This window comes from Kordia sp., from assembly GCF_022447245.1.
Classification (GTDB): Bacteria; Bacteroidota; Bacteroidia; order Flavobacteriales; family Flavobacteriaceae; genus Kordia.
Genome location: NZ_JAKVBC010000001.1, coordinates 266,343 through 291,548, shown reverse-complemented (window position 1 = coordinate 291,548; position 25,206 = coordinate 266,343). Strand labels below are relative to the sequence as shown.

The 25,206-nt window shown below is 34.2% G+C and carries 18 protein-coding genes and 1 pseudogene; 11 read left to right on the top strand and 8 right to left on the bottom strand.

From position 1 onward, the window contains the following. Window positions 1-301: 301 nt before the first annotated feature. The 3 genes from MK119_RS01350 to MK119_RS01340 form a co-directional block, all read right to left on the bottom strand. The gene (locus MK119_RS01350) at window positions 302-2,476 is read right to left on the bottom strand and encodes a prolyl oligopeptidase family serine peptidase (RefSeq protein ID WP_290669905.1); all 2,175 of its coding nucleotides are present in this window, start codon (window positions 2,474-2,476) and stop codon (window positions 302-304) included. 103 nt (window positions 2,477-2,579) lie between these two features. Beyond that, entirely contained in the window at window positions 2,580-2,753 is a 174-nt protein-coding gene (locus MK119_RS01345) for a hypothetical protein (protein WP_290669904.1), read from the bottom strand. 131 nt (window positions 2,754-2,884) lie between these two features. Continuing rightward, window positions 2,885-4,588: a helix-turn-helix domain-containing protein gene (locus MK119_RS01340; protein ID WP_290669903.1), complete on the bottom strand. Its 1,704-nt coding sequence runs from the start codon at window positions 4,586-4,588 to the stop codon at window positions 2,885-2,887. Between the two features lie 497 nt (window positions 4,589-5,085). Here MK119_RS01340 and MK119_RS01335 point away from each other — a divergent pair, with 497 nt between their 5' ends. The 11 genes from MK119_RS01335 (at window position 5,086) to MK119_RS01285 (ending at window position 14,977) form a co-directional block, all read left to right on the top strand. Next, complete coding sequence (locus MK119_RS01335) at window positions 5,086-7,470, top strand: outer membrane beta-barrel family protein (RefSeq protein ID WP_290669902.1); 2,385 nt, start codon at window positions 5,086-5,088, stop codon at window positions 7,468-7,470. Window positions 7,471-7,504: 34 nt separating this feature from the next. Further along, the gene (locus tag MK119_RS01330) at window positions 7,505-8,881 is read left to right on the top strand and encodes a DUF6734 family protein (RefSeq protein ID WP_290669899.1); all 1,377 of its coding nucleotides are present in this window, start codon (window positions 7,505-7,507) and stop codon (window positions 8,879-8,881) included. Between the two features lie 110 nt (window positions 8,882-8,991). Next, window positions 8,992-9,153, top strand: coding sequence for a hypothetical protein (locus MK119_RS01325; protein WP_290669897.1), 162 nt, complete (start codon window positions 8,992-8,994; stop codon window positions 9,151-9,153). A gap of 108 nt (window positions 9,154-9,261) precedes the next feature. Then, entirely contained in the window at window positions 9,262-9,423 is a 162-nt protein-coding gene (locus tag MK119_RS01320) for a hypothetical protein (protein WP_290669895.1), read from the top strand. Between the two features lie 27 nt (window positions 9,424-9,450). Continuing rightward, a complete protein-coding gene (locus tag MK119_RS01315; protein WP_290669893.1) occupies window positions 9,451-9,612 on the top strand; it encodes a hypothetical protein in 162 nt (53 codons plus the stop codon). A gap of 319 nt (window positions 9,613-9,931) precedes the next feature. Then, window positions 9,932-10,090: a hypothetical protein gene (locus MK119_RS01310; RefSeq protein WP_290669891.1), complete on the top strand. Its 159-nt coding sequence runs from the start codon at window positions 9,932-9,934 to the stop codon at window positions 10,088-10,090. Window positions 10,091-10,136: 46 nt separating this feature from the next. Continuing rightward, complete coding sequence (locus MK119_RS01305) at window positions 10,137-10,295, top strand: hypothetical protein (protein WP_290669889.1); 159 nt, start codon at window positions 10,137-10,139, stop codon at window positions 10,293-10,295. 123 nt (window positions 10,296-10,418) lie between these two features. Continuing rightward, window positions 10,419-11,426, top strand: a complete 1,008-nt coding sequence (gwsG, locus tag MK119_RS01300; RefSeq protein WP_290669887.1) for a grasp-with-spasm system ATP-grasp peptide maturase — start codon at window positions 10,419-10,421, stop codon at window positions 11,424-11,426. Further along, entirely contained in the window at window positions 11,410-11,655 is a 246-nt protein-coding gene (locus tag MK119_RS01295; RefSeq protein ID WP_290669885.1) for a hypothetical protein, read from the top strand. The genes gwsG and MK119_RS01295 overlap by 17 nt, the downstream gene beginning before the upstream one ends. Then, window positions 11,636-12,730, top strand: coding sequence for a grasp-with-spasm system SPASM domain peptide maturase (gene gwsS / locus MK119_RS01290; RefSeq protein WP_290669883.1), 1,095 nt, complete (start codon window positions 11,636-11,638; stop codon window positions 12,728-12,730). The genes MK119_RS01295 and gwsS overlap by 20 nt, the downstream gene beginning before the upstream one ends. A gap of 12 nt (window positions 12,731-12,742) precedes the next feature. Then, window positions 12,743-14,977 carry a peptidase domain-containing ABC transporter gene (locus tag MK119_RS01285; RefSeq protein ID WP_290669882.1) on the top strand — a complete coding sequence of 745 codons (2,235 nt, stop codon included), beginning with the start codon at window positions 12,743-12,745 and terminating at the stop codon, window positions 14,975-14,977. Between the two features lie 1,251 nt (window positions 14,978-16,228). Here MK119_RS01285 and msrA read toward each other — a convergent pair. The 5 genes and pseudogenes from msrA to MK119_RS01255 form a co-directional block, all read right to left on the bottom strand. Further along, window positions 16,229-16,768 carry a peptide-methionine (S)-S-oxide reductase MsrA gene (gene msrA / locus MK119_RS01280; protein WP_290669879.1) on the bottom strand — a complete coding sequence of 180 codons (540 nt, stop codon included), beginning with the start codon at window positions 16,766-16,768 and terminating at the stop codon, window positions 16,229-16,231. 500 nt (window positions 16,769-17,268) lie between these two features. After that, entirely contained in the window at window positions 17,269-18,708 is a 1,440-nt protein-coding gene (locus tag MK119_RS01275) for an alpha-amylase family glycosyl hydrolase (RefSeq protein ID WP_290669877.1), read from the bottom strand. Between the two features lie 18 nt (window positions 18,709-18,726). Further along, window positions 18,727-21,111 carry a TIM-barrel domain-containing protein gene (locus tag MK119_RS01270; protein ID WP_290669875.1) on the bottom strand — a complete coding sequence of 795 codons (2,385 nt, stop codon included), beginning with the start codon at window positions 21,109-21,111 and terminating at the stop codon, window positions 18,727-18,729. Between the two features lie 3 nt (window positions 21,112-21,114). Continuing rightward, window positions 21,115-23,082 (bottom strand): annotated as a pseudogene (locus MK119_RS01260) (alpha/beta hydrolase-fold protein). A 128-nt stretch (window positions 23,083-23,210) separates the two neighbouring features. After that, complete coding sequence (locus MK119_RS01255) at window positions 23,211-25,130, bottom strand: glycoside hydrolase family 13 protein (protein WP_290669866.1); 1,920 nt, start codon at window positions 25,128-25,130, stop codon at window positions 23,211-23,213. Window positions 25,131-25,206 lie beyond the last annotated feature (76 nt).

Here is a 25,206-nt window from a genome sequence, read left to right as displayed (position 1 = left end):
TAGAAAAAGATTCCTTATCCGATCGACAATTTGACTTTATAGGTGATATATTGGATGATATAAGCGGGAATTCAAATAGTTTGTAATAAAAATATTATATCGATATTTTTAAAATATAGAAAACCAACATTTTCAATCTTTTTTGACATGTTGGTTTTTTATTTAACAATATATGACATTTTTGATCGAAACCTTTGGTTGAATTATTAAGTACTGATGAATATTGAGAAGAGATAATGTTAAATCAAGCACAATCGAGTACACCTAAAACCCAATACCAAACACCCAAAACCTATAAAGCCTACTCCAACCGATACTTCTCACTTCCTGTTCGCCACAAAGCAAAAGAAATAATATCTGCGAGTTCTTCACGCTTGCTCTTTTGTGTACGATCAAAACCGTGACCTTCAGAAAAGTTTACAGACAATAAAATCGGATTTTCAGAACTTGTAGCAGCTTGCATACGTGCAGCAAACTTAGCTGGTTGCCAAGCTGCAACTCGCGAATCATTGATACCTGAAGTCAAAAATACCGAAGGATACGCCACATCTTTCTCAATATGATGATAGGCATCCATCGCTAACAGCGCTTCAAACTCGGTAGAATCTTTTACTGTGCCGAATTCCTTAATATTATTTTGGCCGTTAGGTGCAATCTCAGATCGTATTGTATTTAGCAAGCCAACTCTAATCACAACCGCAGCATACAAATCAGGTCTTTCGGTAGTGGCGCGACCAATATTAATTCCGCCAGCGCTTCCGCCCCAAACGGCCAGTCGTTTTACTGAAGTGTACTTTTCATCAATCAGATATTCGGTGCATGCAATAAAATCTTTCCAGGTATTCGGTTTTGTACTCTTATAACCAGAGGCATGCCATTGTTCGCCTTTTTCGCCGCCGCCGCGTACATGAGCAACAGCATAAATACCACCTTCTGAAATCCAATACAACAAATACGGATATAGCATTGGTGCATTAATCCAATTATAACAACCATAACCGTTCAATAACAAACGATTATCTCCATTTTTTACCATTCCTTTCTTGTAAATGATAGACAAAGGTACCTTTACACCATCGTGAGAAGTGATTTCTAGCTCTTTTACGACGACATCTCGTAATTCAGGATAATTTATTACTGGAGTTACGTTCTCTTTAACAAACGCCTTCTTATGCGCGTTAAATCGATACCTGTTTTTATGACTTGTCCAACCTTCCGTTTCAATCCATAATTGTGGAAATTTAGTTCCAATAGTAGCTAAACTAATACTTCCAGATGTTTGTGGTAAAGGAATTTTTTCATTGTTGGTTTTTGTGTAATGATATAAACTGGCAAGGACACCATTTTTGGAAGTTGTATAAAACAAACCTTCGGAAGTAATGGTGAAATCTTTTATGATTTCATCATGTATGGTAGGAACGACTTCCGAAGGCGAATCGAAATTGATTTCTTGAAATGTTGTTTTATAAAGTCCAAAATTTGAAGTTTTTTGTGCGCTTGTAAAATATATTTCATCACCGTGTGGCAAAAACTTTTCCACCTTATGCTTCTTTTTAAACAGTGGTTTCCAAGTCACATTCTTTTGTTGTAACTCATGTATTGGTGCATAGTAATAGTCTTTAAACCCAATACCACCAACACGCCCAAACATATATTGTTGATCCTTTCCAAAAATATTTACAATTGGAAAATCTGCTGGTTGTAAGTTTAATTCTGGATGTGTTTTTCGAGAAAAAATAATATGTAAATCTTTTGGATTTGTCCCCAAACGATATAAAACGGTTGCTGAATTTAAAATATAATTGGGCGATGTGGTATCAATATCTGGAATATGCAAATAAGTAAATCCAGAATTATCATCTAACCAATGAATACCACCCAATTCAGATGGCCAGCAATGATCAATGACTTCTTTATGAAATGTTTTTTGCGATACATCATAAACAACAACTTCTGAAAACTCTTCATCGTTTTTAGTAAATCCAATTGCTATTTTTTCGCCATTCCAGCTTGGTTGAAAGTAATTAATGATATACGTTTCTTTTGCTCGTACTTTATAAAATTCAGAATTAAAAATCTCAATCTCTTCTCCGTGAATCCCATTTTTAAAATATAAAATATTGGCTTCATGGTTTTCTGCATATTTCAAATAATAATAGGCATTTGGAGAGAGGACTTTTAGGTTGTAAATAGCTTCAGAACGCATTTTGTCATGCTCTTCTATCTTCTTTAAAAGTTGTTGTCGTCCAGAAATACGTTGCAATGTTGTTTGGGTATACTCATTTTGAGAAACCAACCAAGAAAGTACGTTTGAATCTTTGAGGTTTTCTAAAAACTGATACGGATCTTCAATAGTTTTTGAAAAATAAGTATTTGTTGTCGATTGTTCACTAATATGATGAGGATATTGCTCGCTATTTCCGCAACGAGTTACTAAAATTATAATTAAAAAATAAAATGTAGAAGAGAATTTCATTAGTGACAAATCAGTATGCTATTTAAAAGTGTAAAATGCTAAATCAAGATATTGGTGTATATATCTGAAGTAGCACTTTACGGTATAGAGAAATATAAGTTTTCTATTGAGTATCTATGGTATCGCCTCCGCTATTACAATTACAGGTATCTAACGTAGTACAATTTTCAGTCTCTTTCGGAAGAGATCCTCCATATATACTATTGACATCTCCTACTTTAGCTACAATTAATTTTGATAAGCTTAATTTTCCTAAGTTTCTTTTTGTTGTTTTCATGGTTAAATTATTTTCGATTACGATGTAAAAGTAGACGAAAACCTGCCCCAATTATAATGAAGTATAGTGATATTTATAAATATCACGATGAAAAATAAATTTTAAATACCTGATTATCAAGTTTTTAAATTTTAATCTTGATTTTCAAGCTGTTTTAAGAAGTAGGATGGATTAATGCCTGTTTTTTTGTGAAAAGCGATTGAAAATGACTGTGCATTATTAAAACCAACCTCTAATGCAATGGCCTTAATTGTATACGAACGGAACCTTTTATTTTCTTTCAATTGTGCAATTGCATAATCAATTCGTATCTCGTTCATATACTTTGCAAAGTTCATTCCCTTGGTCATATTTATGATCTTTGACAAATACGTACTATTGGTATCGAGCTCTTTTGCAAGTTTGGTAAGCGTATAATTCTTTTTAGTATATCGGTGTGCGTCTTCAAACTTTTTCAGTTTGACTAAAATTGGTGCCACAATATCTTCCGATAGACCAATACTTTCTTTATCAGCGGATAAAACTATGGCTGCTTTTTCTTCATTTACTTTTTCTTCTTGAGCACCTTTCTCCTTTTCCTTCTGAACTTTTTTCTGATTATACTCTTCCATCAATGCAATAAAACGCTTCTTGTTGATAGCATTTCTTCTGAAAAAGTAAAAAATAATGACACATAATATAATGGATAGAATTATGAGAACAATTACCACTTTTTGTGACAAGAAGTTTTTATCCTGTAATTGCGTGATCAATTCTTCTTTCTCATTAAGCAATTCTACCTTTTCAGAAATCATCAGAGGAGTTTCATATTTTTGAACAATCTCCTTTCCTAAATTTTGATATTTCTTAGTGATAATTTCATCAACAGCTAATAATTTTTCAATAGCAGCCAATTGTTTTTCAGCATTATTAGCATTTTTATACTCTTTGTTTAAAAACTCATACGCTTCTTTTGCTTGAAAAATAACTTTGGGTTTCTTCTTATAAATCGAATCTACTTTCGATAAATACATAATCCCTTCTTCATTTTTTCCAAGTTTGTCTAAACACTTATATATATATAGGTAGTTAGCGCAAAGTACTTTTTCTTCACTCGATAAAAAATCGGAAGCTTTTAATAAACTGTCGATTCCTCTATTGTAATTCTCTTTATAATAAGACAGTACACCGTGAGATGTTAAAAAGAAAGGATACAAATATTTATTGGAGTGTTGTAAACTAGCTTTAATTCCACGTTGGTGCACAATTTCAGCAGAATCCAATACACGATTTTTATTATACGAATCTGCTAGCGCCAATAAGGATTTTAAATATTGCTCTGGATCTTTCTTTTCAAAAGCATTTTTTCGAATAAATTGAATATTCTGTTGAAAAATTTGCAACGCTTCTTTACGTTCTTCACTTACATTTTTAAGTAAACCAATATAATGTTTAATGGAAATTTGTTGACCTATATTATTAGCAGCCAATGCTAAATCATTAGCAGTTGCAAAATTGGTTAGCGCATCATTATACTTTGAATTATAATATAATTGTGTTCCTTTAAGTAAATATCCTTCCGCAGGATAGTTGTCCAACTTTGTGTTTTTAGTCAATAGTATAATACTATCTGTATATGAAATTGCTTTTGGAGTATGACTAAAATGTGTAACAAATAATTCGTACGCGCTTATAATTTCTGCTACATCATTCACTTCTTTAGCTTTCGCTAGATAATTTTTTGCAATGGTAAAAGCCTTTTCAGGATTGTCTGAAGCAGCATAAAAGTCTGACACCATATCTTCAAAAGAGCCAGAATTCAGTTGTGGAAATACAGTAGATGTACAAAACATCATAAAAATTATGATGTAAAGTTGCGCAGCACTTATCTTTTTAAGCAAAAAAGAAGATCGAATCACCTCAAAAAACGTAAAAATGTAAGTAGGTCTTTTCAATTTTTCTTCAATTTTTTTCTGATTGATATAAAATGCAGGTAAAAAGGCAAATTTCTACACATAAAATCTATCAAAAATAACGGTAAAAACGTATAAAACAATCAGAAAAATCAAAAATATTCGTAAAAGACCAATGTGAATAAGCATAGAACAGCCTTTTTTTTTCTGATAATCGATATGTGCGTCCGAGACAAGTGGTACAAAGGCTTTTTTCAAAAATGTGATACATGATATTTATAAATCCGTTGCATGATATTTATAAACGTCATTAGTAACTACTTGATAAAGAAGAAATAACATTATTATTTAGCAATGTGATTCTACTATAACAATCATCAAGAGAATTTTTATAAATCTCTTCAAAAATAAAAAGTTATCAAGTAATATCAAGTAATAAAATGAAAAACAAGTTATACATATTATTTCTTTTAGTAAGTCAACTTACGTTCGCACAGCAATACATAGGTGTTGTAAAAGATACACAAAATGCAACTGTAGCTTTTGCTAATGTGATTGCCAAAGATGTGACGGATGGAAGTTTATTAAATGGAGTTATTACCAATGAAGATGGTTCTTTTGATATTACCGTTGGTAAAAATCCTTTCAAACTTGTGATTAGTTTTATAGGATATGAAAGTGTTGAGCAAATCATTAATTCCGAAAGCCCGAATAATTTAGGATCAATCATCATCAAAGAAAGTCAAAATGAGCTCGCTACTGTCGTCGTAACAGCCAAGAAACCTATCATTCAACGAAAAGCAGGCAAACTTATATTTAATGTTAAAAATAGCGTTGTCTCCAATGGTTTTAATGCAATGGAAGCACTCAAGTTTGCACCAAAAATTGATCCGACTAGCGATGGTATTCGAATGATTGGAAAAAGTTCACTTGCCGTAATGGTTAATGATCGTCTGCTGAATTTAGATGGACAAAGTTTGGATTCTTACTTAAAATCATTGCGCTCTGAAAATATAGAACGTATTGAGATTGTCACCAATCCGCCAGCACGATTTGATGCCTCAGGAAACAGTGGAATGATCAATATCATCCTAAAAAAGAACACGGATGTTGGATTTGACGGTTCTGTGACCGGAACTTATGTACAACGCTCGTATGCAGGAATCTCTCCATCATCCTATTTAAAATATTCTACAGACAAACTATTGGTCTCTATGAATTTATTTGCGACCTCAGAAGGTAAGGGCAACGAATCTTCAAGTGAATTCATTTATCCATCACTCAGAAGAAACAGTACCACAGAAACCAAACAAGAAATAGATGGTTTGTCAGGCGGATTAAATTTGGAATACAAGTTCAACAACAATCACAAAGCAGGAATCATTTTAAACGGTGAGATTTGGAAAATACAAGATGAATTACAAAACAACACAGCTTTTCGAACCATAGGTTCACAACACATAGATTCAACTTTGATTGCACCTTCAAACAATACCAATGAATACAATTACATATCTGCCTCAGCCTATTATGACGTAAAGTTAGACACAGTAGGAAGCATGTTGCAATTCAATTACAATCATTTAAAGAAAAACAATAAAGACGATCGAAATTTATTCCTGTCAGCCTATGAAGGTAATGTAGCAAATTTGTTACTCGTCAATTCGGCAATTAACCTTTCGTATTCAGACTTTCAAGTAAACTCTTTAAATGTAGATGTAAGTTTACCAATAAAAGAAGCAAAACTAGGTTTTGGTGGAAAACTAACATTTTTAAAGAATAATAGTGACATCCAATATTTTGACACCACTACAGGAACCTCAATTTTAGATCCTAATCAGAGTAACATATTTGAATATGATGAAGAAGTGTATGCATTGTATACATCATTCCAAAAGCCATTGGGAGAAAAAGTATATCTAATCATGGGACTTCGTTATGAGTATACACAAACACGCGGAAACTCAATCACTACAGGAGAAGTAAATGAAAATACGTTTGGTAACTTATTTCCAAGTATATCATTGTCGTACGACCCGAGTGATAAGCATTCGTTTTCACTAGGATACTCAAAGCGAATCGACCGACCAGGCTTCTTTGACATTAATCCGTTCAGAACCTATTCTGATTTTTTCTTCTTTAGTGAAGGAAATCCAAGATTGGTGCCATCCATCACACACAACATTGATGTCTCGTACATCTTTAACAATAGCTTAGAAATAAGCATGTATTACTCACGATTGAATGACGCAGTTGATTTCATCACGTTGACTACAGCAGATGAAAACGCCATTGTATCACGACCGGAAAACTTTTACGATCAATCAACCTTCGGACTCGATATTTATTACAACTGGAGCCCTACGAGCTGGTTCAGTACCAACAACGGATTCAGTGCGTATTACAACAATTCAGATTCCAACATTCCAGAGGTGACGCTGGCAGAATTGTCAGGCCATGGATACTTTGTATCGACACGAAATACATTCACGGTCAACAAAAAAAGAGGAAATACAGTGTATGCGAATTTTTTCCAAAATTTTCCGCAAACAACAGGCTTCTTAAGAACATTCAATGTAGCAAACTTACAGCTTGGGGGAAAGTTTACCTTTTATGACAAGCGATTGACCTTAAATACGTTTGTGAGCGATATTTTTAGACAAAACCGAAGCAGAAACCGAGAAATCTATCAAGACTATCGCTTCAATTCAAAAATATATAACGACATCAGAAGATTCAATCTATCACTGACCTACACATTTGGAAACAACAAATCCAAATCATCAAACAGAGGAATTGACGATTCTGATAAAGACAGATTATAAAAACTAGTAGTAACCAAACCAAAAACAAGAAACTATGAAAATTATACAAAGCTTTTGGACAGGAGGGAACAGTAACGAAATTCCAAGTTGCGGCTGGTATTCAAACAAATATCACTTATTGGGTTGGATTTTAAGCGTTAACCAATTGGTAAAATACTATGACGAAGTTGAATTAGTAACTGATCGTTTTGGATATGAGTTGCTAATTGAAAAACTACAACTACCCTACACCAATGTACTTGTAGTATTGGATGAATTGAACAGTTATCCAAAAGATTTGTGGGCATTGGCAAAAATAGAAGCCTATCAAATGCAAACAGAACCATTTTTACACATTGATGGAGATGTATTTGTGTGGGAACGATTTAGTGACGAATTACTAAATGCAAATCTAGTAGCGCAAAACATAGAAACAACATCAGACTATTACCGTACGATGTGGGCAGAGATCCGACCGCATTTGACACATTTACCAGCTTCCATGGAATTGTTTGATCAATCCATTCACAACAAGGCATACAATATGGGGATTTTTGGAGGAAACAACTTAGATTTTTTACAAAAATACTGCAAAGCCTCGTTTGATTTTGTAAATAAAAACCAAGCAAACTTTGCAAATATCGATCAGTTCAATTTCAACATTTTCTTTGAACAAGTACTCTTTCATGAGATGGCACAATTTACAAATCAACCTGTGTATACGTATATTAATGAAGATATAGGAGACAATCAATACGCAAACTTTGGCAACTTTGACGACGTACCACACAAGCGAACCTATTTGCACTTGCTGGGCGATTTTAAACGACAATTATTAGTATGTAAAAAGCTGGAAACGTATGTAATTCAATTTTATCCAGAGTATTATGAAAGACTAGAAGTATTGTTGGATTTGCGAGCCTTATCAACACAAGTTCCGTATGATTACACCGTTGCAACCAACCAAAAGCTGATTCAAAAATTTACCAAAACACTGCTTGAAGAAAACCATGTCTCAGAGTCGCTATCCAAAACAGCGTTACTGGCAAGAGATATTTACATGACAGGAAAATTGGAAACCTTTTGTGAGCTTCTGTTCAACCACAGCGACTTTGTCCTCAAACTAGTACCAGGATTTACACTTGATGCAGAAGAAAAACTCATCACAGTACAGGAATTTGATGAAAGAGATATTCTAGAAGATTACATGCTCATTGATCAGGTCATATTCAACGAATTGACCACACCACAACACTGGGAAACCTTTCAAATAAAAGCGCTCAACTATGTAAGTGATGATTTTCCAGAAGAACAAAAAGAAGCGTTTATCGAAACCATAAGTCAGCGAATAGCACACTTAATAACCTTGAAAATTGTAGTTGCCTTGGCGCCACAATATCAAACAACTAGCATAACTCAGGAAGTTATCTAATACTAAAAATACAGCCATGGTTTAGGTCTTTACCATGAAAATAAAAAGAAAAGACCAAGGAAATCGTCATGCCTACGAAAAGGTGATAGTTCAATTAATAAGTATTTAAAATGATTAAGAAAATTAATTTAAAAGAATTTGAAGCAGTGCAACTAACGTTGGCTGAAAAGCTAAATATCAAAGGAGATAGTGGTGGAACAGCTTCAAGACGAAACTACACCATGTCTACGGCAACAGATCACGATTTCCGTCGTCAGGACTGTGATAGTTAAACAGTTTGAATCATAATATGTTAAAGGTTTTTTATCGTGGAATTCGCCACAAAAGCCAAGTCTCAAACTGGCGGATTTCCATACGATAAAAATTAAAAAGATGTAACCATGAAAAAAATCAATTTAAAAGAGTTTCAAAGCGAAAAATTATCGGTTGACGAACGCTTACAAGCTAAAGGAGGAAGTGGAATTACGTATACGAGAAGAAGTTATACGAGTAGTACAGGAGCAGATACAGATTGTAAGGCATCAGATTGGGACTGTGGATAATATAATAAATGAACTAAACTTTTAATCATGAGTAAAAAAATCAATCTAAAAGAATTTCAAAGTGAAAAATTATCGGTTGAAGAACGCTTACAAACCAAAGGAGGAAGTGGTGTCACCCGCACAGGAAGAAGAGGAACAGCATCCACGAGTACGGATTGCGATTACACAGCTTTCGATAGAGATTGTTAATGTAAAAATCAACAGTCATGAAAAAAATCAACCTAAAAGAGTTTCAAAGTTAGCAGCTATCCATCGAGGAGCACATGCATACCAGAGCAGGAAGTGGTAAAACTACTTCGCATCGATTGTATACCAGAAGTATGGGACAAGATCAAGATCAGCAACAGCATGACAGAGACTAAAATAAAATTTAGATATAAAAAACATCATAGGCCGATGATTGTAGCACGCCTTTGCTACCACAAGAAAAAGGCAGGGAAGAAGTCAATGCCCAAAAGAAGACAAAACTATAACAAGATTTATTATCAAATATTAAAAATTTTCAATTATGGAAAAAAAGATCAATTTGAATGAATTCGAAAACGAAAAGTTAGAATTAAACGACAAAATGAACACTAAAGGTGGAAGCGGCGTAACAAAGTCAAGTAGAAGAGGAACCTCTTGTACAGGAACAGACCATGATTTTAAAAATGTGGATACAGACTAATCTCTTCTCAATTGTAAAACAATATTAATCATTAAAAATTTAAATTATGAGTAAAAAAATCAATTTAAACGAGTTCGAAAACGAAAAATTAGAGCTAAACGACAAAATGAACACTAAAGGTGGAAGTGGTGTAACAAAGTCAAGTAGAAGAGGAACCTCTTGTACGGGAACTGACCACGATTTCAAAAACGTGGATACAGACTAATTTTCTGTAAAAGCTTTTAAGTACAGGGAGTAATGTGAGCAACTAGCTCTCTGTACTTAGAACTATATACCAAATAATTTTTTTAACTAGTATTGAGACATCAATGCGCTAATACAAACGAAGATGATACTAATTTTTTCTATAGCACATGAACTTTCTACTGCTGACGTAATGGGTTGGTTAGAACACTATGGAGAAGAAGTAGTCAGAATTAATGCTGACGATGATCTCTATAAATTTTCACTCATTAACAAGGATGGTATTTATTTTACAAATACCCAAACAAACAAAACGTACAATTTGCTAGATGCCAAAAGCTGTTGGTGGAGACGCACAGGAATTAGTAAAAGGAATTTTTTACTGGGCGATCCTAGAAAAGAATTTATAGTGGACGACTTGGATTTAACACCCTTGATTAAAGGATCTAAAAACTTACTTTCTACCGAAACAAAAGATTTGAAAGAATACATTTTAAAGCGTATATATGACAACTGTAAGATCAATATCGGAAGTCCTTGGCGCTATGGATTAAACAAACTCGAAGTATTAGACATTGCGGCTTCATACGGATTGCAAACTCCTGATTATGAAATTATATCTAATCTCAATCAAATAGAACAAAGTAAGATACAGGAAGAATTTGTCACTAAGTCTATTGCAGAAGGTGTGTATGAAATGATCGAAAATCAGAGTTATTATACCTACACAGAATCTCATAAAAAAGCAGACTTTACGGGAAGTGATGTCACTGTGTTTCCTTCAATGATTATGAACATCATAGAGAAGCAGATGGAAATTAGAGCTTTTTATCTAGATGGGAAATTCTACTCCATGGCAATCATGTCACAATCTATTGGACAAACCAGAGTAGATTTCAGAAAATATTCTGATGCACGCCCCAATAAAACTGAAACCTATCAAGTCCCAAAACACATTGAGGACAAGCTTATTAAAGTTTTTAATCACTTAGATCTCAATTGCGGTTCGGTGGATTTGATTGTCAATGAGAAAGGCGAATACGTCTTTTTAGAAATAAATCCAGTTGGACAATATGCAATGACGAGTTTACCGTGTAATTATCATCTGGATCAAATAATCGCTAAATACCTCATCCATGGAAGCACAAAATGATTTACCACTAGATAGAGTAGAACTGAGCAACGAACAGCTCAAAGGTTTGCCAATGTTTTTCAAAAAAATATTCTATAACCAAATTACCAATATAGAAGACGAACTTACACTCTACAAACACAACTCTAGAACCCAGAGTAGTGAAATGCGACAGTATCACCCTAGTAGAATTATATGTAAAATAGAAAATCCTAAAACCACCAAAGAAGATGAAATTTACACCAAATGATATATTTTTCGTGTCGTCAAGCTGCAAGCTGGTCAAAGGAGCAAAACGCAGTGTGATTATCGATTACGGACGCGGAGAAGTACAGGTAATTCCGAATGAATACTACGATTTGGTACAAGATATCAATCGCAAAAAAGTAACAAACAGTTTGGAAGCTGTTGATGAAGACTCAAAAGGAAGTTTTTTGCAGTTCATTGAATACATGTTGATAAATGAGTACGGATTTTTAACTGAAAATATTGCACTCTTTCCAGAAATATCTACCGCTTTTGACGATGATCAAATTTTCATCAAAGATGCAATTATTGAACTGGACGAAGCAGTATTTGAAGAAGAAGACTTTACCTCACTACTATTTCAAATCAATGAAATGCGTTGTAACGAAGTACAACTGCGAGTAGCTTCCGACACCAACATAACATTCGTGCAAAAAGTACTACAAATTGTAAAGCAAACCAATATTCTATTTGTTGAAATGTATCTGGCTAATGCAGGCACGATCACTAAAGATGAGTGGCATGCAATTTTTAAAGACAATTCTATGCTGAGTCATGTACATATTTACAGTGCTCCGGAAAACAAATCACTTGAATTCCGATTGCAAACTGCAAACTTTTATCCAATCGAAATTGGGAAAATAAATTATCGTACCATCAATTTCAAAGAAGGCTGCTGCGGTGTTATTTCGTTTGATGCACTCGATTTTTCTGACATGAATACGCATCTCCTTCATCAAAGACATAATGGTTGTTTGTTCAAAAAACTAACCATTGACAAAATGGGGAATATCAAAAATTGTCCAAAAATGACCAAGACATACGGAAACTTCAAAGAAAAACGTATCCAAGATGTCATTCAACAAAAAAGCTACCAAAAACTATGGAATGTCAAAAAAGACGACATCGCCATTTGTAAAGATTGCGAGTTTAGATACAACTGTTCGGACTGTAGAGCCTTTACCCAAAATACTGACGATGACCATAGCAAACCACTGAAATGCGGCTACAATCCATATACCAACGAGTGGACCGAGTGGAGCATCAATCCATTAAAAACACTAATCACCGAATTCTAGAAAAAAGAACTCATGTTAAAACACTTGTTACATACCATAAAACCTTTTGATTTTGTATATCAACACGACGCTATGGACTGTGGTCCAACGTGTCTGGTGATGGTAGCACGTCATTACGGAAAAAAATACTTTATCCGACAAGTACGAGACGAGTGTTTTTTGGGCAAAGACGGCGCGAGTCTCCTCGGAATTGAAGAAGGAGCCATGCACATGGGATTTGAAACCATGGCCGTAAAAATTGATGTAGATACCTTAATAGAAAAAGCACCATTGCCATGTATTTTATTCTGGGATGATGGACATTATGTAGTATTGTATGATGTAAAAAGACATCCTATCAATAAAAAAGAATCCTTTAAAATTGCAGATCCGTCGCACGGACGCATTTCTTTGCCACGCAAGGATTTTGAAAACTTGTGGCTACATGAAGACGGTGGAATCGCGCTATTTTTGCAACCTACAGAAGCATTCTATGAAAAAGAAGTGGCCAAAGAAAAAGCCTTTAGTTGGAGTTTTGTCTTTAACTTTTTAAAGCCATACAAACGCGAAATGGGTATATTAGGTTTAGGTTTGGCAGTTACAAGTTGCTTTACATTAATTTTCCCATTTTTAACAAAAGCATTGATAGATACGGGCGTAAATTCAGAAAATTTAGATTTTGTATTTATCATTCTGTTGGCGCAAGTATTTCTATTTTTAAGTTCTACTGTGGTGGAAATCGTCAAAAGTTGGGTATTACTATTCATCAATTCAAAGATCAACATTACCATTGTCTCTGACTTTTTAAATAAAATCATACTCTTACCATTCTCATTCTTTGATTCTAGGCAATTGGGCGACTTTTCTCAACGTATTCAAGATCATGAGCGTATTGAAGAATTTCTCACCTCACAAAGTATGATGGTGGTATTTTCATCACTCAACTTCTTTGTATTCTTCTTAGTATTGACATATTACGATTATAAAATACTAGTTATATACTCATCCTTAACGATGCTTGCCATTGTATGGTCGTTATTCTTCCTAAAAAAGATGGAAAAAATAGACTACTATCAATTCAACTACAAAACGGAAAGTCAACAATCTGTTTTTGAATTGATCAATGGAATCCAAGAAGTAAAGTTGAATGGAATGGAGCGTTATCGCATCTCAAAATGGAGAAAATCACAAATAAAACTCTTCAAAATCAATTTAAGATCACTAAAACTCGATCAAATACAATTGATGGGATATGATTTTATCAATCAGCTCAAAAATATCATTGTCATCTTTATTGCTGCGCGAGAAGTCATCTTAGGAAACATCACCTTGGGCGCATTATTGAGTATTTCGTACATCATCGGACAAATGAATTCGCCCGTAGATCAATTGATAGAATTTTTTAGATCGTGGCAATTTGCAAAACTCAGTCTTGAACGCTTATACGAAGTCCAACAAGTAGAAAATGAAGTCCAAGAAACCGATGTTCCATTATATCAAGAAACGGATGTTTCCATAATACAACTTCCAAAAGGAATTACACTAAAAGAGGTCGCATTTCAATATCATGGTCCACGTTCACCACATGTACTTCAAAACATCAGCTTTAATATTCCAAAAGGCAAAACCACAGCTATTGTAGGCGAAAGTGGAAGTGGAAAAACAACACTTATGAAACTATTACTCAAGTTTTATGAACCTGTTGGCGGAATGATTAAATATGAAAATAACGATTTAAAACATATATCAGCAAAAGACTTGCGTAAAAATTGTGGAATTGTGCTGCAAGATGGATTCCTATTTTCAGACACCTTAGAACGCAACATTGTCACAGGCGATGAAGATGTAGATCAAAAACAATTACAAAAAGCATTGCATATAGCAAATTTAACAGACTTTGTTTCTTCGTTACCTTCAGGCTTACAAACAGTAGTAGGAAGTAATGGAAACGGATTGTCGGGCGGACAACGACAACGCGTGTTTATAGCCAGAGCTGTGTATAAAAATCCACACTTTATCTTCTTTGATGAAGCTACGTCAGCATTAGATGCGGAAAACGAGAAAATCATTTATGAAAACTTAGATGAATTCTTTAAAGGAAAAACAGTGGTCAAAATCGCCCATCGACTTTCAACAGTAAAGCATGCCGATCAAATCATTGTACTAAAAAAAGGAAATATTGTTGAAAAAGGTACACATGAAGAATTAGTGTCTGTGAGAGGTTATTACTTTAACCTTGTAAAAAATCAATTGGAATTAAGCGCGTAAATTATAAGCTATGGAACAAGATTTAGACAAAATAATGCATCGAAAAAATTTCTTTCTAGTACGAAATGGTTTTATCATGGTTATCTGCGTACTCATCATGACAATCATTGCGATGAGCTTATTAACTATAGAGGGGCAATCTATTTTAATGATGGTTGTTGAGTATTATTGGAGATGATAACGACTGATTTATTGCCTTCATTTATAGGACAGTTTGTATGCCAAGCTCATAATCATATATCAAGCATTTCGTCACTTTTTTTAAAATAATTCACCTTTACATATAACTAATAAAATTTTTATTTATGAAAACCTTTTTATAAAAACTACTTTTTTTCGGATCTGTTTTGGATAGTGAGCTTTTTATCATTTGGTAAACAAGGCAGTGAAGGAAATGTATTGTGAAAATATTGTCGTCTTTGAAGCACTACGCAAACAGGAAGTAAACAACGATTTTTTTGTACATGTATCATAATGAAATAAACAGGGTAATGAAATGAAATTACTAGAAAACTATTTTAATTTTTCTTCATTAAATCGGAAAAAGAAATAAAGATCAATTCTATTAATGAACAAGCTCAAAAAGAATTTTGAATTTAGTTAAATTTTACTCAAAAAAAAGTATCTAAGGTGCTCTAATAAGCCCCGTACTAGGTCATAATTCACACAATTTTGAAAATAATGAATTGGTTTTTTCTAAATAGCTGTTTTTTAACCCTATAACAGATGGTGTTCTAAGGAACAAGTCTATAAATACAGACGATTTGACCAATTTTTTCAATGTTGGTATTATGTTTAGAGTTCCCATTTTTTGGAAAAAAATGTTTGATTTTAAAGTACATTACAATTGTTATTCTGTATAAACTAAATATTTGTTAGTGGGATTTAAGTATAAAGAAGTCATCACGCATACACGGAATTTTTATACAGAAACTTAAATTTTGGATAGATTGATTAGGGCAAATAGGGTGCTTTATATCTACAATCCGAATGTTTTAGGTGATTTTGACAAATACACGTGGTCATGTAACAGTGCGTTGTCTTATAGTTTTTGGACGATAATGCTAGCATATCTCTCAAAGTTTATGATGTGCTCGATCAAAATATCAATACAAGACGTATTGTTATCACAGACTTTATACAAAATACAAAGAGTTTGGTATTACAACGTTTTTTCAGGCTAAGTCTTGATTGGAAGTTCAATTCGTTGAAGCGACGACCCAAGCCAAAGTAATGAAAAAATAAACACGATTATTTCAACTTATCGGCAAACAGCTTACGAAGTTTTGTCAGTTTAGGCGTAATCACATAACTGCAATATCCTTGCTGTTGGTGTTGTCTGTAATAATTTTGATGTTCAGCTTCAGCTTTATGGAAAGTTTCGGCTGCAGCTATCTCGGTTACAATTGGAGCATCATAATATTCGGACAGTTCTTTAACTACAGCCTCAGCTGTTTGCTTTTGTAATTCATCGTGATAAAAAATAACAGAACGATATTGCGTTCCCACATCAGCACCTTGACGATTCAGGGTTGTAGGATCGTGGGTGGCCATAAAAATGATTAAAATTTCCTGAAAAGAAATCACATCAGCATCAAAGGTTAATTGTACGACTTCTGCATGTCCTGTAAGTCCCGAACAAACTTCTCTATAGGTTGGTGTTCCCGGAACAGTTCCACCAGTATATCCAGAAACAATTGTTTCCACACCTTTTACTTCTTGAAAAACAGCTTCGGTACACCAAAAACAACCACCACCAACTGTTGCAATTTCCATATTTTTTTCTTCCATAGAGTCTTCTTTTTTTTAACAAAAAACAAAGATACTTATAAAAGTATTTTTTTATTTATATGCTTACAAATATCTCAAAAAATCCCATGTTGTGATGTCTGATACAGATTGTAGGTGTTTTTTAACTTTAAAGATATTTTTAGAAAAAAGATTTAACATTAATTTGGCAATATGCTTTACATTCGTCTATAAAAAGTATTCGTTCGTCGAAGGAATGTAAGTTATTGTCTAATATATAGGGTTTTATGAATTAGAGGTGTTATATTTGGACTTAACTTTTTTTCATGGTTAAAGTAATTTATTGGTTATAAATTATTTCCCTTATTACCCTAAGACCCCAAATAAGAATAACCAATTTTTGGTAAGAGAAAAGAGCCTTCGCAAGAAGGCTCTTTTTATGTGCCTTCAATTGAAGTATTGCAAACAATTTTTTGAATGCATTTAATAAAAAACTCCGCAATAAAACGGAGTCTAATTTTGTGTGTATTTTGTAATGTAAATTACTCAGAAACTAACACCATATATTGCCAAGGTTGTAAAGCAACATCTTGTCCTTCTCTGAAGATAATCGTATCTCCATTTATGTGATTCGTAAAGTTTCCTGCAAGTTCAATCGTCGTGATGACAGGCTCTTTGGATAAATTTCCAATATAATACACTTGCTTGCCATCTTTTTCGCGTTTAAAAGCTAACACTTGATCGCCTTTGCTTGTTTGTAACTTTGTATAAGAGGCAGCATTTTTTCCGCCGTGTAAAGCTGTATTTGTATTTTTTAATGCGCCTAATTTTTCCAATAATGGCCACATTTCACCTTTTGCTTTTGGAATTTCGTCTTTCTCAAAGAATTTCAAACGATGTTTCATATCATACTCTTGTCCAGAATAGATTAATGGCATTCCAGGTGCTATATAACTCAAAGCCGTAAATGCAGCTGCTCCTTTGCCCATGCGTTCTTCAATAGTTCCATTCCATGAATTTTCATCATGATTGGTAACGAAATTCATCAAAATATCATTGTTTTCATACAAAGAATCAATTTGTTGTATCCGTTTATCCCAGTTGGCAACCGTTTCTTCACCTTTGGCAATATGATTCATTCGATGATGTGTATCCCAACCATACGCCATGTCAAATAAGTTGCCTTTTAATAGTTCAGGTTCCCAAGCTTCTGCTAGCATAAAAATATCTTTTGTAGCACGGAGTTGAGGTATAGCTTCTTCCCAAAAATCAGTTGGTACAGAACCTGCCACATCACAACGAAAACCGTCTACATTTTCTTTGGTTAACCAATATTGCATGTCTTTAATCATAGCTTTTCGAAGCTCTTTGTTGTCATAATTTAAATCTGCTACATCTGCCCAACCTACTGGTATTCCATCTTCATTTAGTGGATCTGTAATTTCGCCTTTTGCATTTTTTGTGTAGAAATCTGGATTTGTTTTTAACCATGTATGATCCCAACCTGTATGATTTGGAACCCAATCTAAGATAACATAGATATCATTAGCATGTGCCGTTTTTACGAGTTCTCTAAAATCTTCAATTGTTCCAAATTCAGGATTTATTTTCGTAAAATCTGAAACTGCATAATAACTTCCTAAGTATTTTTTACGTTCCTCAGGGTCTTCAATATCACTAGCAAACTTATCGCCTGTAGCTTTGCGTTTGGTTTCTGAAATAGGGAAAATAGGCATCAACCAAATCACTTTTACGCCCAATTGTTTTAATTGAGGAATATCTTTTGTAAAGGCATCAAAAGAACCTTCTTTTGAATATTGACGTATGTTTGCTTCATAAATTACCGCATTTTCCATCATATCAGAAGAAACGGCAGCAATTTCTTTTATTTGGGGTTCTGGTGTTTTTATAACTTCTTTTTTTTCTGTTTTACATGACAGGAAAAGAAGTGCTATGATTAAGAATAAGTTTAAATTTTTCATTGGCTTATATGTTAATTTCTATAATTTGATCGTTATTTTACGTTCTTTTTTAGTATTCCAACTAATGTCAAATTTGACCGTCTTGTAGGTTTTATTCCATTTGAATTTGACACGCTTTCCGCGAAACTTTATTTTTCTGGGTTTTACATTCATATTGTGAATGACGACTTGAATGCTTTTTGTACTAGAAGCATATTTTTTCCCAGTATCAGCTTCTAACTCAATTTCCAAACGATTCTTTTTCAGTGTACTTTCAAACGTTAACAATTCATACATTCCTTTTTCAAAAGCATTCTTGGTTTCTCCATCATCGTTGTACAAGTTGCGTTCACTTTTTGCAATACTTTCATCGTGATAATAGTGTAATTGAAGCGTATTTGGATTGTATTCTGTGGTTGTTTGCATTGGACTTGCCATAGTAATAAACGCGCCACCACGAACATACACAGGAATCGCATTTTCTATAGTAGGAACTATTTTTGATTGTCCGCCATTTACTTTTTCATCTGTTTCAAAGTCAAACCAAACCGAACCTTTTGGAAAATATACTTTTTTAGTTTGTACACTATCTTTTACAATGGGTGTTACCAAGAAATCATTTCCCCATAAATAGGTAGAAGCATTTGTATATAAAGCTTTATTGTCTGTTTCTTCAAAAAACAACGGGCGCATCAATGGTGTTCCTTTTTGATTGTTCTCAAAAGCAATAGTATAATTATACGGCAACAGTTGATAACGTAATTCAATGGCTTCTTTGGCTAATTTTTTAGCACGTGGCGAACGAAATACAGGTTCACTCGGCACTTCCTCTTGTGCATGCGGTCTGTAAATAGGTTGAAACACGCCGTATTGCAACCAACGTATGTATAAGTTATCATTCAGATTTGCACCAGCAAAACCACCTAAATCAGAATGCATATAGCTCAAACCTTGCATTGCCATTTGTAGTGCAATTTCTGGTTGCGATTCCAATCCGCCCCAAGTTCTGTTGACATCACCAGACCAAGGAATGAGCCCATAACGTTGCGAACCTGAATAGCCTGCACGCATCAAAATAAAAGGTCGCACATTTGGAAAATCTTTGGCATAACCTTCATAAACCAATCGTGCCCAATCATGTCCGTAGATATTATGTTTTTCGTTGGCAGTTCCTGTGTGATGTATGAGTTTTTCTGGATGTACTTCTGGCTCGCCTAAATCGCCCCAAACTCCTGCCACACCTAAGTCAGCTAAATCTTTATAGATATTCCAAAACCATTTTTCACCTTTCGGATTGTAAATATCGACCAAACCGGTGTTTCCAAAGTAGAAATCGAATTTATAAGGTTCACCAATAGAATCTTTGGCTAAAATTCCTAAGTTGGAAGCTTCATACCAACGTTTGGAAGTCGTTAAAATAAACGGTTCTGTAATGAAAACAGTTTTTACTCCTTGATCATCTAAATTTTTGATCATTTGTTTGGCATCTGGAAACGAGTCTTTGTAGACTTGTAAATTTCCCATAGTGCCTTTTATCTCTTTTCCAAACCAATACAAGTCTAGAATGATCGCATCAACGGGAATTTCTTCTGTTTTAAAAGCTTTGATAGTTGCTTCTGTTTCTGCTTGTGAATGATAACCAAATCGACTTGAAAAGTTTCCAAATGCCCAACGTGGCGGCAATGGTTGTTTTCCCGTCAAATCTGTATACTTGTCAATCATATCAATCCAAGAATCACCAGCAATCACTTGATAGGTTTTACGACCCGAAATGGTTTCGTAGGTAAGAGTATTTTCTTTTTTACTATCTAAATCTAAATAACCAATTGGCGCATTGTCAAAATGAATCATGTATCTGTTGGATGAAATCACAATGGGCATGGTATAATTCATCAATTCTGAACGAGTTTCATAGCCATAATGAGCTCGGTTGTATAATTTTAAGCGATTTCCACGACGATTCATACCTAAAGCGCGTGCGCCACCACCAAATAAAACTTCGTCTTTTGTTAAGTTGAATTGAATCGCTTCACCTTCTTTCACTTTCTGATAGCCATTTTTTTCAGAAATGATAGGCCTTCCTTTGTAACTATATGCAATTTGAAATGGTGATTTTGTGATAGTCACTGAAATTCCATCAGAAACTAACTCAATTGACGAACCTTTTTCTGTAGCACTCATCTTTTCAGCTGTTTTTAAAATGACAGCATGACTGATACCTTCTATTTTTTGACCTTTTGGGACAAAAGTTGTTTCTATAATTTCGTCATTTATCAGACGAAAAAGATACACACCATCAGAAACACTTACAAAGTATTTGTTAGGAGAACTTTCCTTAAAATTTATGAATTTTCGATCCGCATTTTGAGCAACAGAAAATTGCAAACATAAAACTGATATGAGTAGAATTTTAATGAATTTCATGGGCTATTTTTTTAATAAGAAGGTGAACGGAATATGCAATCGTTTTTGCCAAGCATTTTCAGAATGATTTTCGCCTTCAAATTTCAAGTTCGCAAAGTTTTTCTCTGTGTATCCCTTTCTTTTAAATATCGTATCCACGATTGGCGCATATTGCGGATAATATTTATCAAGAGTTTCAGTTCCATAATCAAAATAGAAACGATGTGTTTCAGGTGATGGCAAATGATCGCTCATATAGGCAAAAATTGTATCTGGAACAGGGTTATTTTCTGTGGTTGGAACAATGCCTTCCCAATGTGTCGAAATACAAGCAGCAGCACTGTAAATTTCTGGATATTCACACATCGCATACATCGAAATTAATCCGCCCATACTCTAACCAGCGACAAAGGTATGTTCACGATCGGTTTTTACGGCATAGGTTTTGTCAATGTATGGTTTTAATTCTTTAGTAAGGAATTTTAAATAGTTATCTGCATTAAACGCTAATGAAAAATTCCTTTGCTTTGCTTCATCAGTAAGTTTCTTTTGTGTTTCAGCATTCAGATAACTAAATGCTTTTTGAGGAAAATAATCTTGCCATCTAATTTCTGAAATATTCCATGGCGATACTACTATAAAATCCTGAACTTTTCCTTCTTTCATTAATTGAGAAGCCACTTCATCTACTTTCCATTCTTGTTTGTTCCAAGTGGTAGCAGCATCATATAACATTTGCCCATCGTGCATGTACAATACACTATATTTATTGTCTTTTGAATAGTTTTTAGGCAACCACACATCTACATTTCTTGGGCGAATATAGTTTGATGGAAAATCGACGACACGCATGAGTTTTCCACTAGCTAAATTTACGGTTGTCACTTCTCGTGCACTAGGTCCATCACTTGGTTGAAATTTAACGTTTTCAGCAAATAACCAAAGCAAGGCTGTTTTTAATTCGCTGCGCCAAAAAGATTCATTATGCGTTCCATCAGGAGAAAATTTAGCATTGATATTGTTTTTTGGAAAAGCATTAGTATCTAGTAATTCTAGCATTTTTTGAAGGTTTTCTACCATGTTTTCACCTTCTTTTTTGCCCATTAAGTAGTATAATCTTGAGTCTTTCGTTTTCATCATTTGTTGCTTTGTGAAGCGAAATAACTTCTCAGATATCCAGAATGATGGTGAAAATATGCCTGCTTTTCCAAATACTTCAGGATGTGCAAATACCGCATAATGTGAAATTAATCCGCCCATAGAACTTCCCATAACGGCAGTGTTTTTTACATCTTTTTTAGTTCTATATTTCTGATCAATAGCTGGTTTTAGTGTGTTAACAATAAATTCCACATATTCCTTTCCTTGAGGCGTTCCGTATTTTTCATGTTTCCAAGCAGTGTATTCTTCCATACGATCTTCGCTGTTGTCAATAGCAACTACAATGACATCCAAACCATGTGTATAATGTAATTTATTGAGCGTTTCGTCTACTTCCCATTCACCAGAATATGAAGTTGCTTTGTCAAATACATTTTGTCCATCATGCATGTATAGTACAGGATACGAATCGTTAGTGTTTGCATAGTTTGGTGGCAAATACACCATGATTTTTCGTGTTTTATTGAGTTGAGGAATTTTAAATGCTTCCGCAAAGATTTCTACATTGGGTTGTTTGCTAGAAACGGTTTCGTTTGCTTTGCCATCAGACCAAGCGCCAATAGAAATATTAATTGTTTCAGGAGTTTCTTTAAAAGAATAGGTTCTATTTTCTATGTTCTGACGCTTTTCGTTAAGCTCTACACTTTCCCAAGTTCCGAGTGTAAATTTGAAACTGATATTGTTCTTATGATTTGGAAGTGTAATTTGATAGTATTTATCTTTTTTTTCTAGTTTCAATTCTGGTCTTCCGCCAGACCAACCTTCAAAATCACCTGAAATATAAATGTCTTTTGAATAATCATGATCGCTTGGTAAATCATTCACAATCATCATGACTGATTTTTTACCATTGGTATTGTCGTCTTTTTGTTGTCCTTTGCAGGAAAGTAAGAGCAAAGAGATTAATATGATAGTGATTTTGTATTTCATAATGTGTTGCATCGAGCGCAGTCGAGATGTTATTTCGTTGTCAAAATTATACTTCCTTTTTCTTTGAGTTTAATGTCATCATTCCACATAAATTGCTCTCCTGTGATCACATTCGTCAATGTTTTTGCTTTTAAATTCATCTCTGCATAACGCTTTAAGTCAATCATAATAGGCTGTTCATTTTTATTAATGATATGCACTACCGTTTGGTCGCCTAGAGTCCTAAATAAGAAATAGGTTCCCAAGAACGGTGCAAAATGAACCGTTTTTCCTTCGTGAATGACTTTGCTATTTTTGCGGAAATTCAATAGTTTTTTTAGGTAGGATTGCATGTCTTTTTGCTCTGCTGTTAAGCCTTCACCTGTAAATGCATTGGTGCTATCACCTTGCCAACCACCAGGGAAATCTGTTCTGATTAATCCATGATCGCCTGGTTTTGCAAAATCGTTCATTAAAATTTCAGTTCCGTAATATACTTGTGGAATTCTTGGTAACGTCAGTAAATAACTCAACGCCATTTTGGTATTCACAATGTCCCCTTTGAGTTGTGTAAAGATGCGACTCATATCATGATTATCTGGAAAAATCATAACATCTTTTGGTGTTGCATAATGAAAATCGTTTGCCAAACCTTCATAGATTTTTACCAAACCTTTGTCCCACGATTCTTCTTCGTTTAATGCTTCTACGGTTTTACGTTGCATGGCAAAATCCATCGTAGATTTTAAGTTGCTTTCGTAACCGTCTTTATTATTAGCGCTTGTTTGCCAGTAGCCAATTAATAATGGATTGTAACTCCATTCTTCACCGACAATACTAAACTTTGGATATTCTGTCATTATTGCGCCTGCCCATTTGCTCATAAATTCTTTGTCAGGATACGGATAGGTATCTTGACGAATTCCGCTCAAACCTAAAGATTCAATCCACCAAATACTGTTTTGAATACTATAGTTTGCCATGTATGGATTGCGTTGGTTTAAATCGGGCATTGTCTTCACAAACCAACCATCGGTCATGCCTTTTTGATCGCTTTGAGAAGCATAATTATCTTGATTGGATGTGCGTCTATGATTTGAAAAGGTTGTTTTTTCACCATTTTCAAAATCTTTTTGATAGTTTACCCAATCGTTGAATGGTAAATCTTTCATCCACCAATGTTCTAGCCCGCAATGGTTTGCTACTTGATCCATAATGAGCTTTATGCCACGTTCGTCAGCTTTATTTGCCAATTCTTTGTATTCTTCAAATGTTCCAAACCGAGGATCAACTTGATAATAATCTGTGATTGCGTATCCGTGATAGGAACTTTGTTTCATATCATTGGTGAGTAGTGGACAGGACCAGATTGCTGTAAAACCTAAGTCTTCAATATAGTCCAAATGCTCAGTAATTCCTTTAATATCTCCACCATGACGTGCATAATGATCTGTACGATCGATCGTAGTTTCGTTCATATTTTTAAATACGTCGTTTTCAGGTTTTGCATTAGCAAATCGATCAGGTGTGATAAGGTAGATAGCATCTGAACTGTTGAAACCTATGTAATCATCAGCAGCTTTTGTACGTTCTTTGAGTTCGTAGGTTTGAGTAAGTGTTGTGTTATTTTCTAATTTGAACTCGATATTAAATTTTCCAACCTGAGCTTCTGCAATATCTAGATCAATGAAAAGGTAATTTGAACTTTCTCCTTTTTGAATATTTTCAATTTTGATATTGGAATTTGCAATGCTTGGTGTTGCTTTTGCAATGTTTGGATGTTTGACTAAGAGCTGGAGTTTTGTGTTTTTGAAACCTGTCCACCAATGTGGTGGTTCTAGACGTTCGATATCGTTTTTGACTTCAGTGACTTCTGTTAGTGAAACCTTTGTTTTTTCAGATGAAGTGTCTTCAGTTTGTTTGCAAGAGAAGCAGAATGCGAGTAAGGTGAATACGATTAGTTTTTTCATCTGAAAGTCTTTCTAGTAGTTAATTGTTAGTATTGAGAATTGAGATATCAGAATGTCTCTCACTACTAATTTCTCA

Bases quoted from the DNA above. Each gene is read 5' to 3' on its own strand.
- MK119_RS01350 (WP_290669905.1), bottom strand. From the start codon at position 2,476: ATGAAATTCTCTTCTACATTTTATTTTTTAATTATAATTTTAGTAACT.
- MK119_RS01345 (WP_290669904.1), bottom strand. From the start codon at position 2,753: ATGAAAACAACAAAAAGAAACTTAGGAAAATTAAGCTTATCAAAATTA.
- MK119_RS01340 (WP_290669903.1), bottom strand. From the start codon at position 4,588: ATGATGTTTTGTACATCTACTGTATTTCCACAACTGAATTCTGGCTCT.
- MK119_RS01335 (WP_290669902.1), top strand. From the start codon at position 5,086: ATGAAAAACAAGTTATACATATTATTTCTTTTAGTAAGTCAACTTACG.
- MK119_RS01330 (WP_290669899.1), top strand. From the start codon at position 7,505: ATGAAAATTATACAAAGCTTTTGGACAGGAGGGAACAGTAACGAAATT.
- MK119_RS01325 (WP_290669897.1), top strand. From the start codon at position 8,992: ATGATTAAGAAAATTAATTTAAAAGAATTTGAAGCAGTGCAACTAACG.
- MK119_RS01320 (WP_290669895.1), top strand. From the start codon at position 9,262: ATGAAAAAAATCAATTTAAAAGAGTTTCAAAGCGAAAAATTATCGGTT.
- MK119_RS01315 (WP_290669893.1), top strand. From the start codon at position 9,451: ATGAGTAAAAAAATCAATCTAAAAGAATTTCAAAGTGAAAAATTATCG.
- MK119_RS01310 (WP_290669891.1), top strand. From the start codon at position 9,932: ATGGAAAAAAAGATCAATTTGAATGAATTCGAAAACGAAAAGTTAGAA.
- MK119_RS01305 (WP_290669889.1), top strand. From the start codon at position 10,137: ATGAGTAAAAAAATCAATTTAAACGAGTTCGAAAACGAAAAATTAGAG.
- gwsG (WP_290669887.1), top strand. From the start codon at position 10,419: ATGATACTAATTTTTTCTATAGCACATGAACTTTCTACTGCTGACGTA.
- MK119_RS01295 (WP_290669885.1), top strand. From the start codon at position 11,410: ATGGAAGCACAAAATGATTTACCACTAGATAGAGTAGAACTGAGCAAC.
- gwsS (WP_290669883.1), top strand. From the start codon at position 11,636: ATGAAATTTACACCAAATGATATATTTTTCGTGTCGTCAAGCTGCAAG.
- MK119_RS01285 (WP_290669882.1), top strand. From the start codon at position 12,743: ATGTTAAAACACTTGTTACATACCATAAAACCTTTTGATTTTGTATAT.
- msrA (WP_290669879.1), bottom strand. From the start codon at position 16,768: ATGGAAGAAAAAAATATGGAAATTGCAACAGTTGGTGGTGGTTGTTTT.
- MK119_RS01275 (WP_290669877.1), bottom strand. From the start codon at position 18,708: ATGAAAAATTTAAACTTATTCTTAATCATAGCACTTCTTTTCCTGTCA.
- MK119_RS01270 (WP_290669875.1), bottom strand. From the start codon at position 21,111: ATGAAATTCATTAAAATTCTACTCATATCAGTTTTATGTTTGCAATTT.
- MK119_RS01255 (WP_290669866.1), bottom strand. From the start codon at position 25,130: ATGAAAAAACTAATCGTATTCACCTTACTCGCATTCTGCTTCTCTTGC.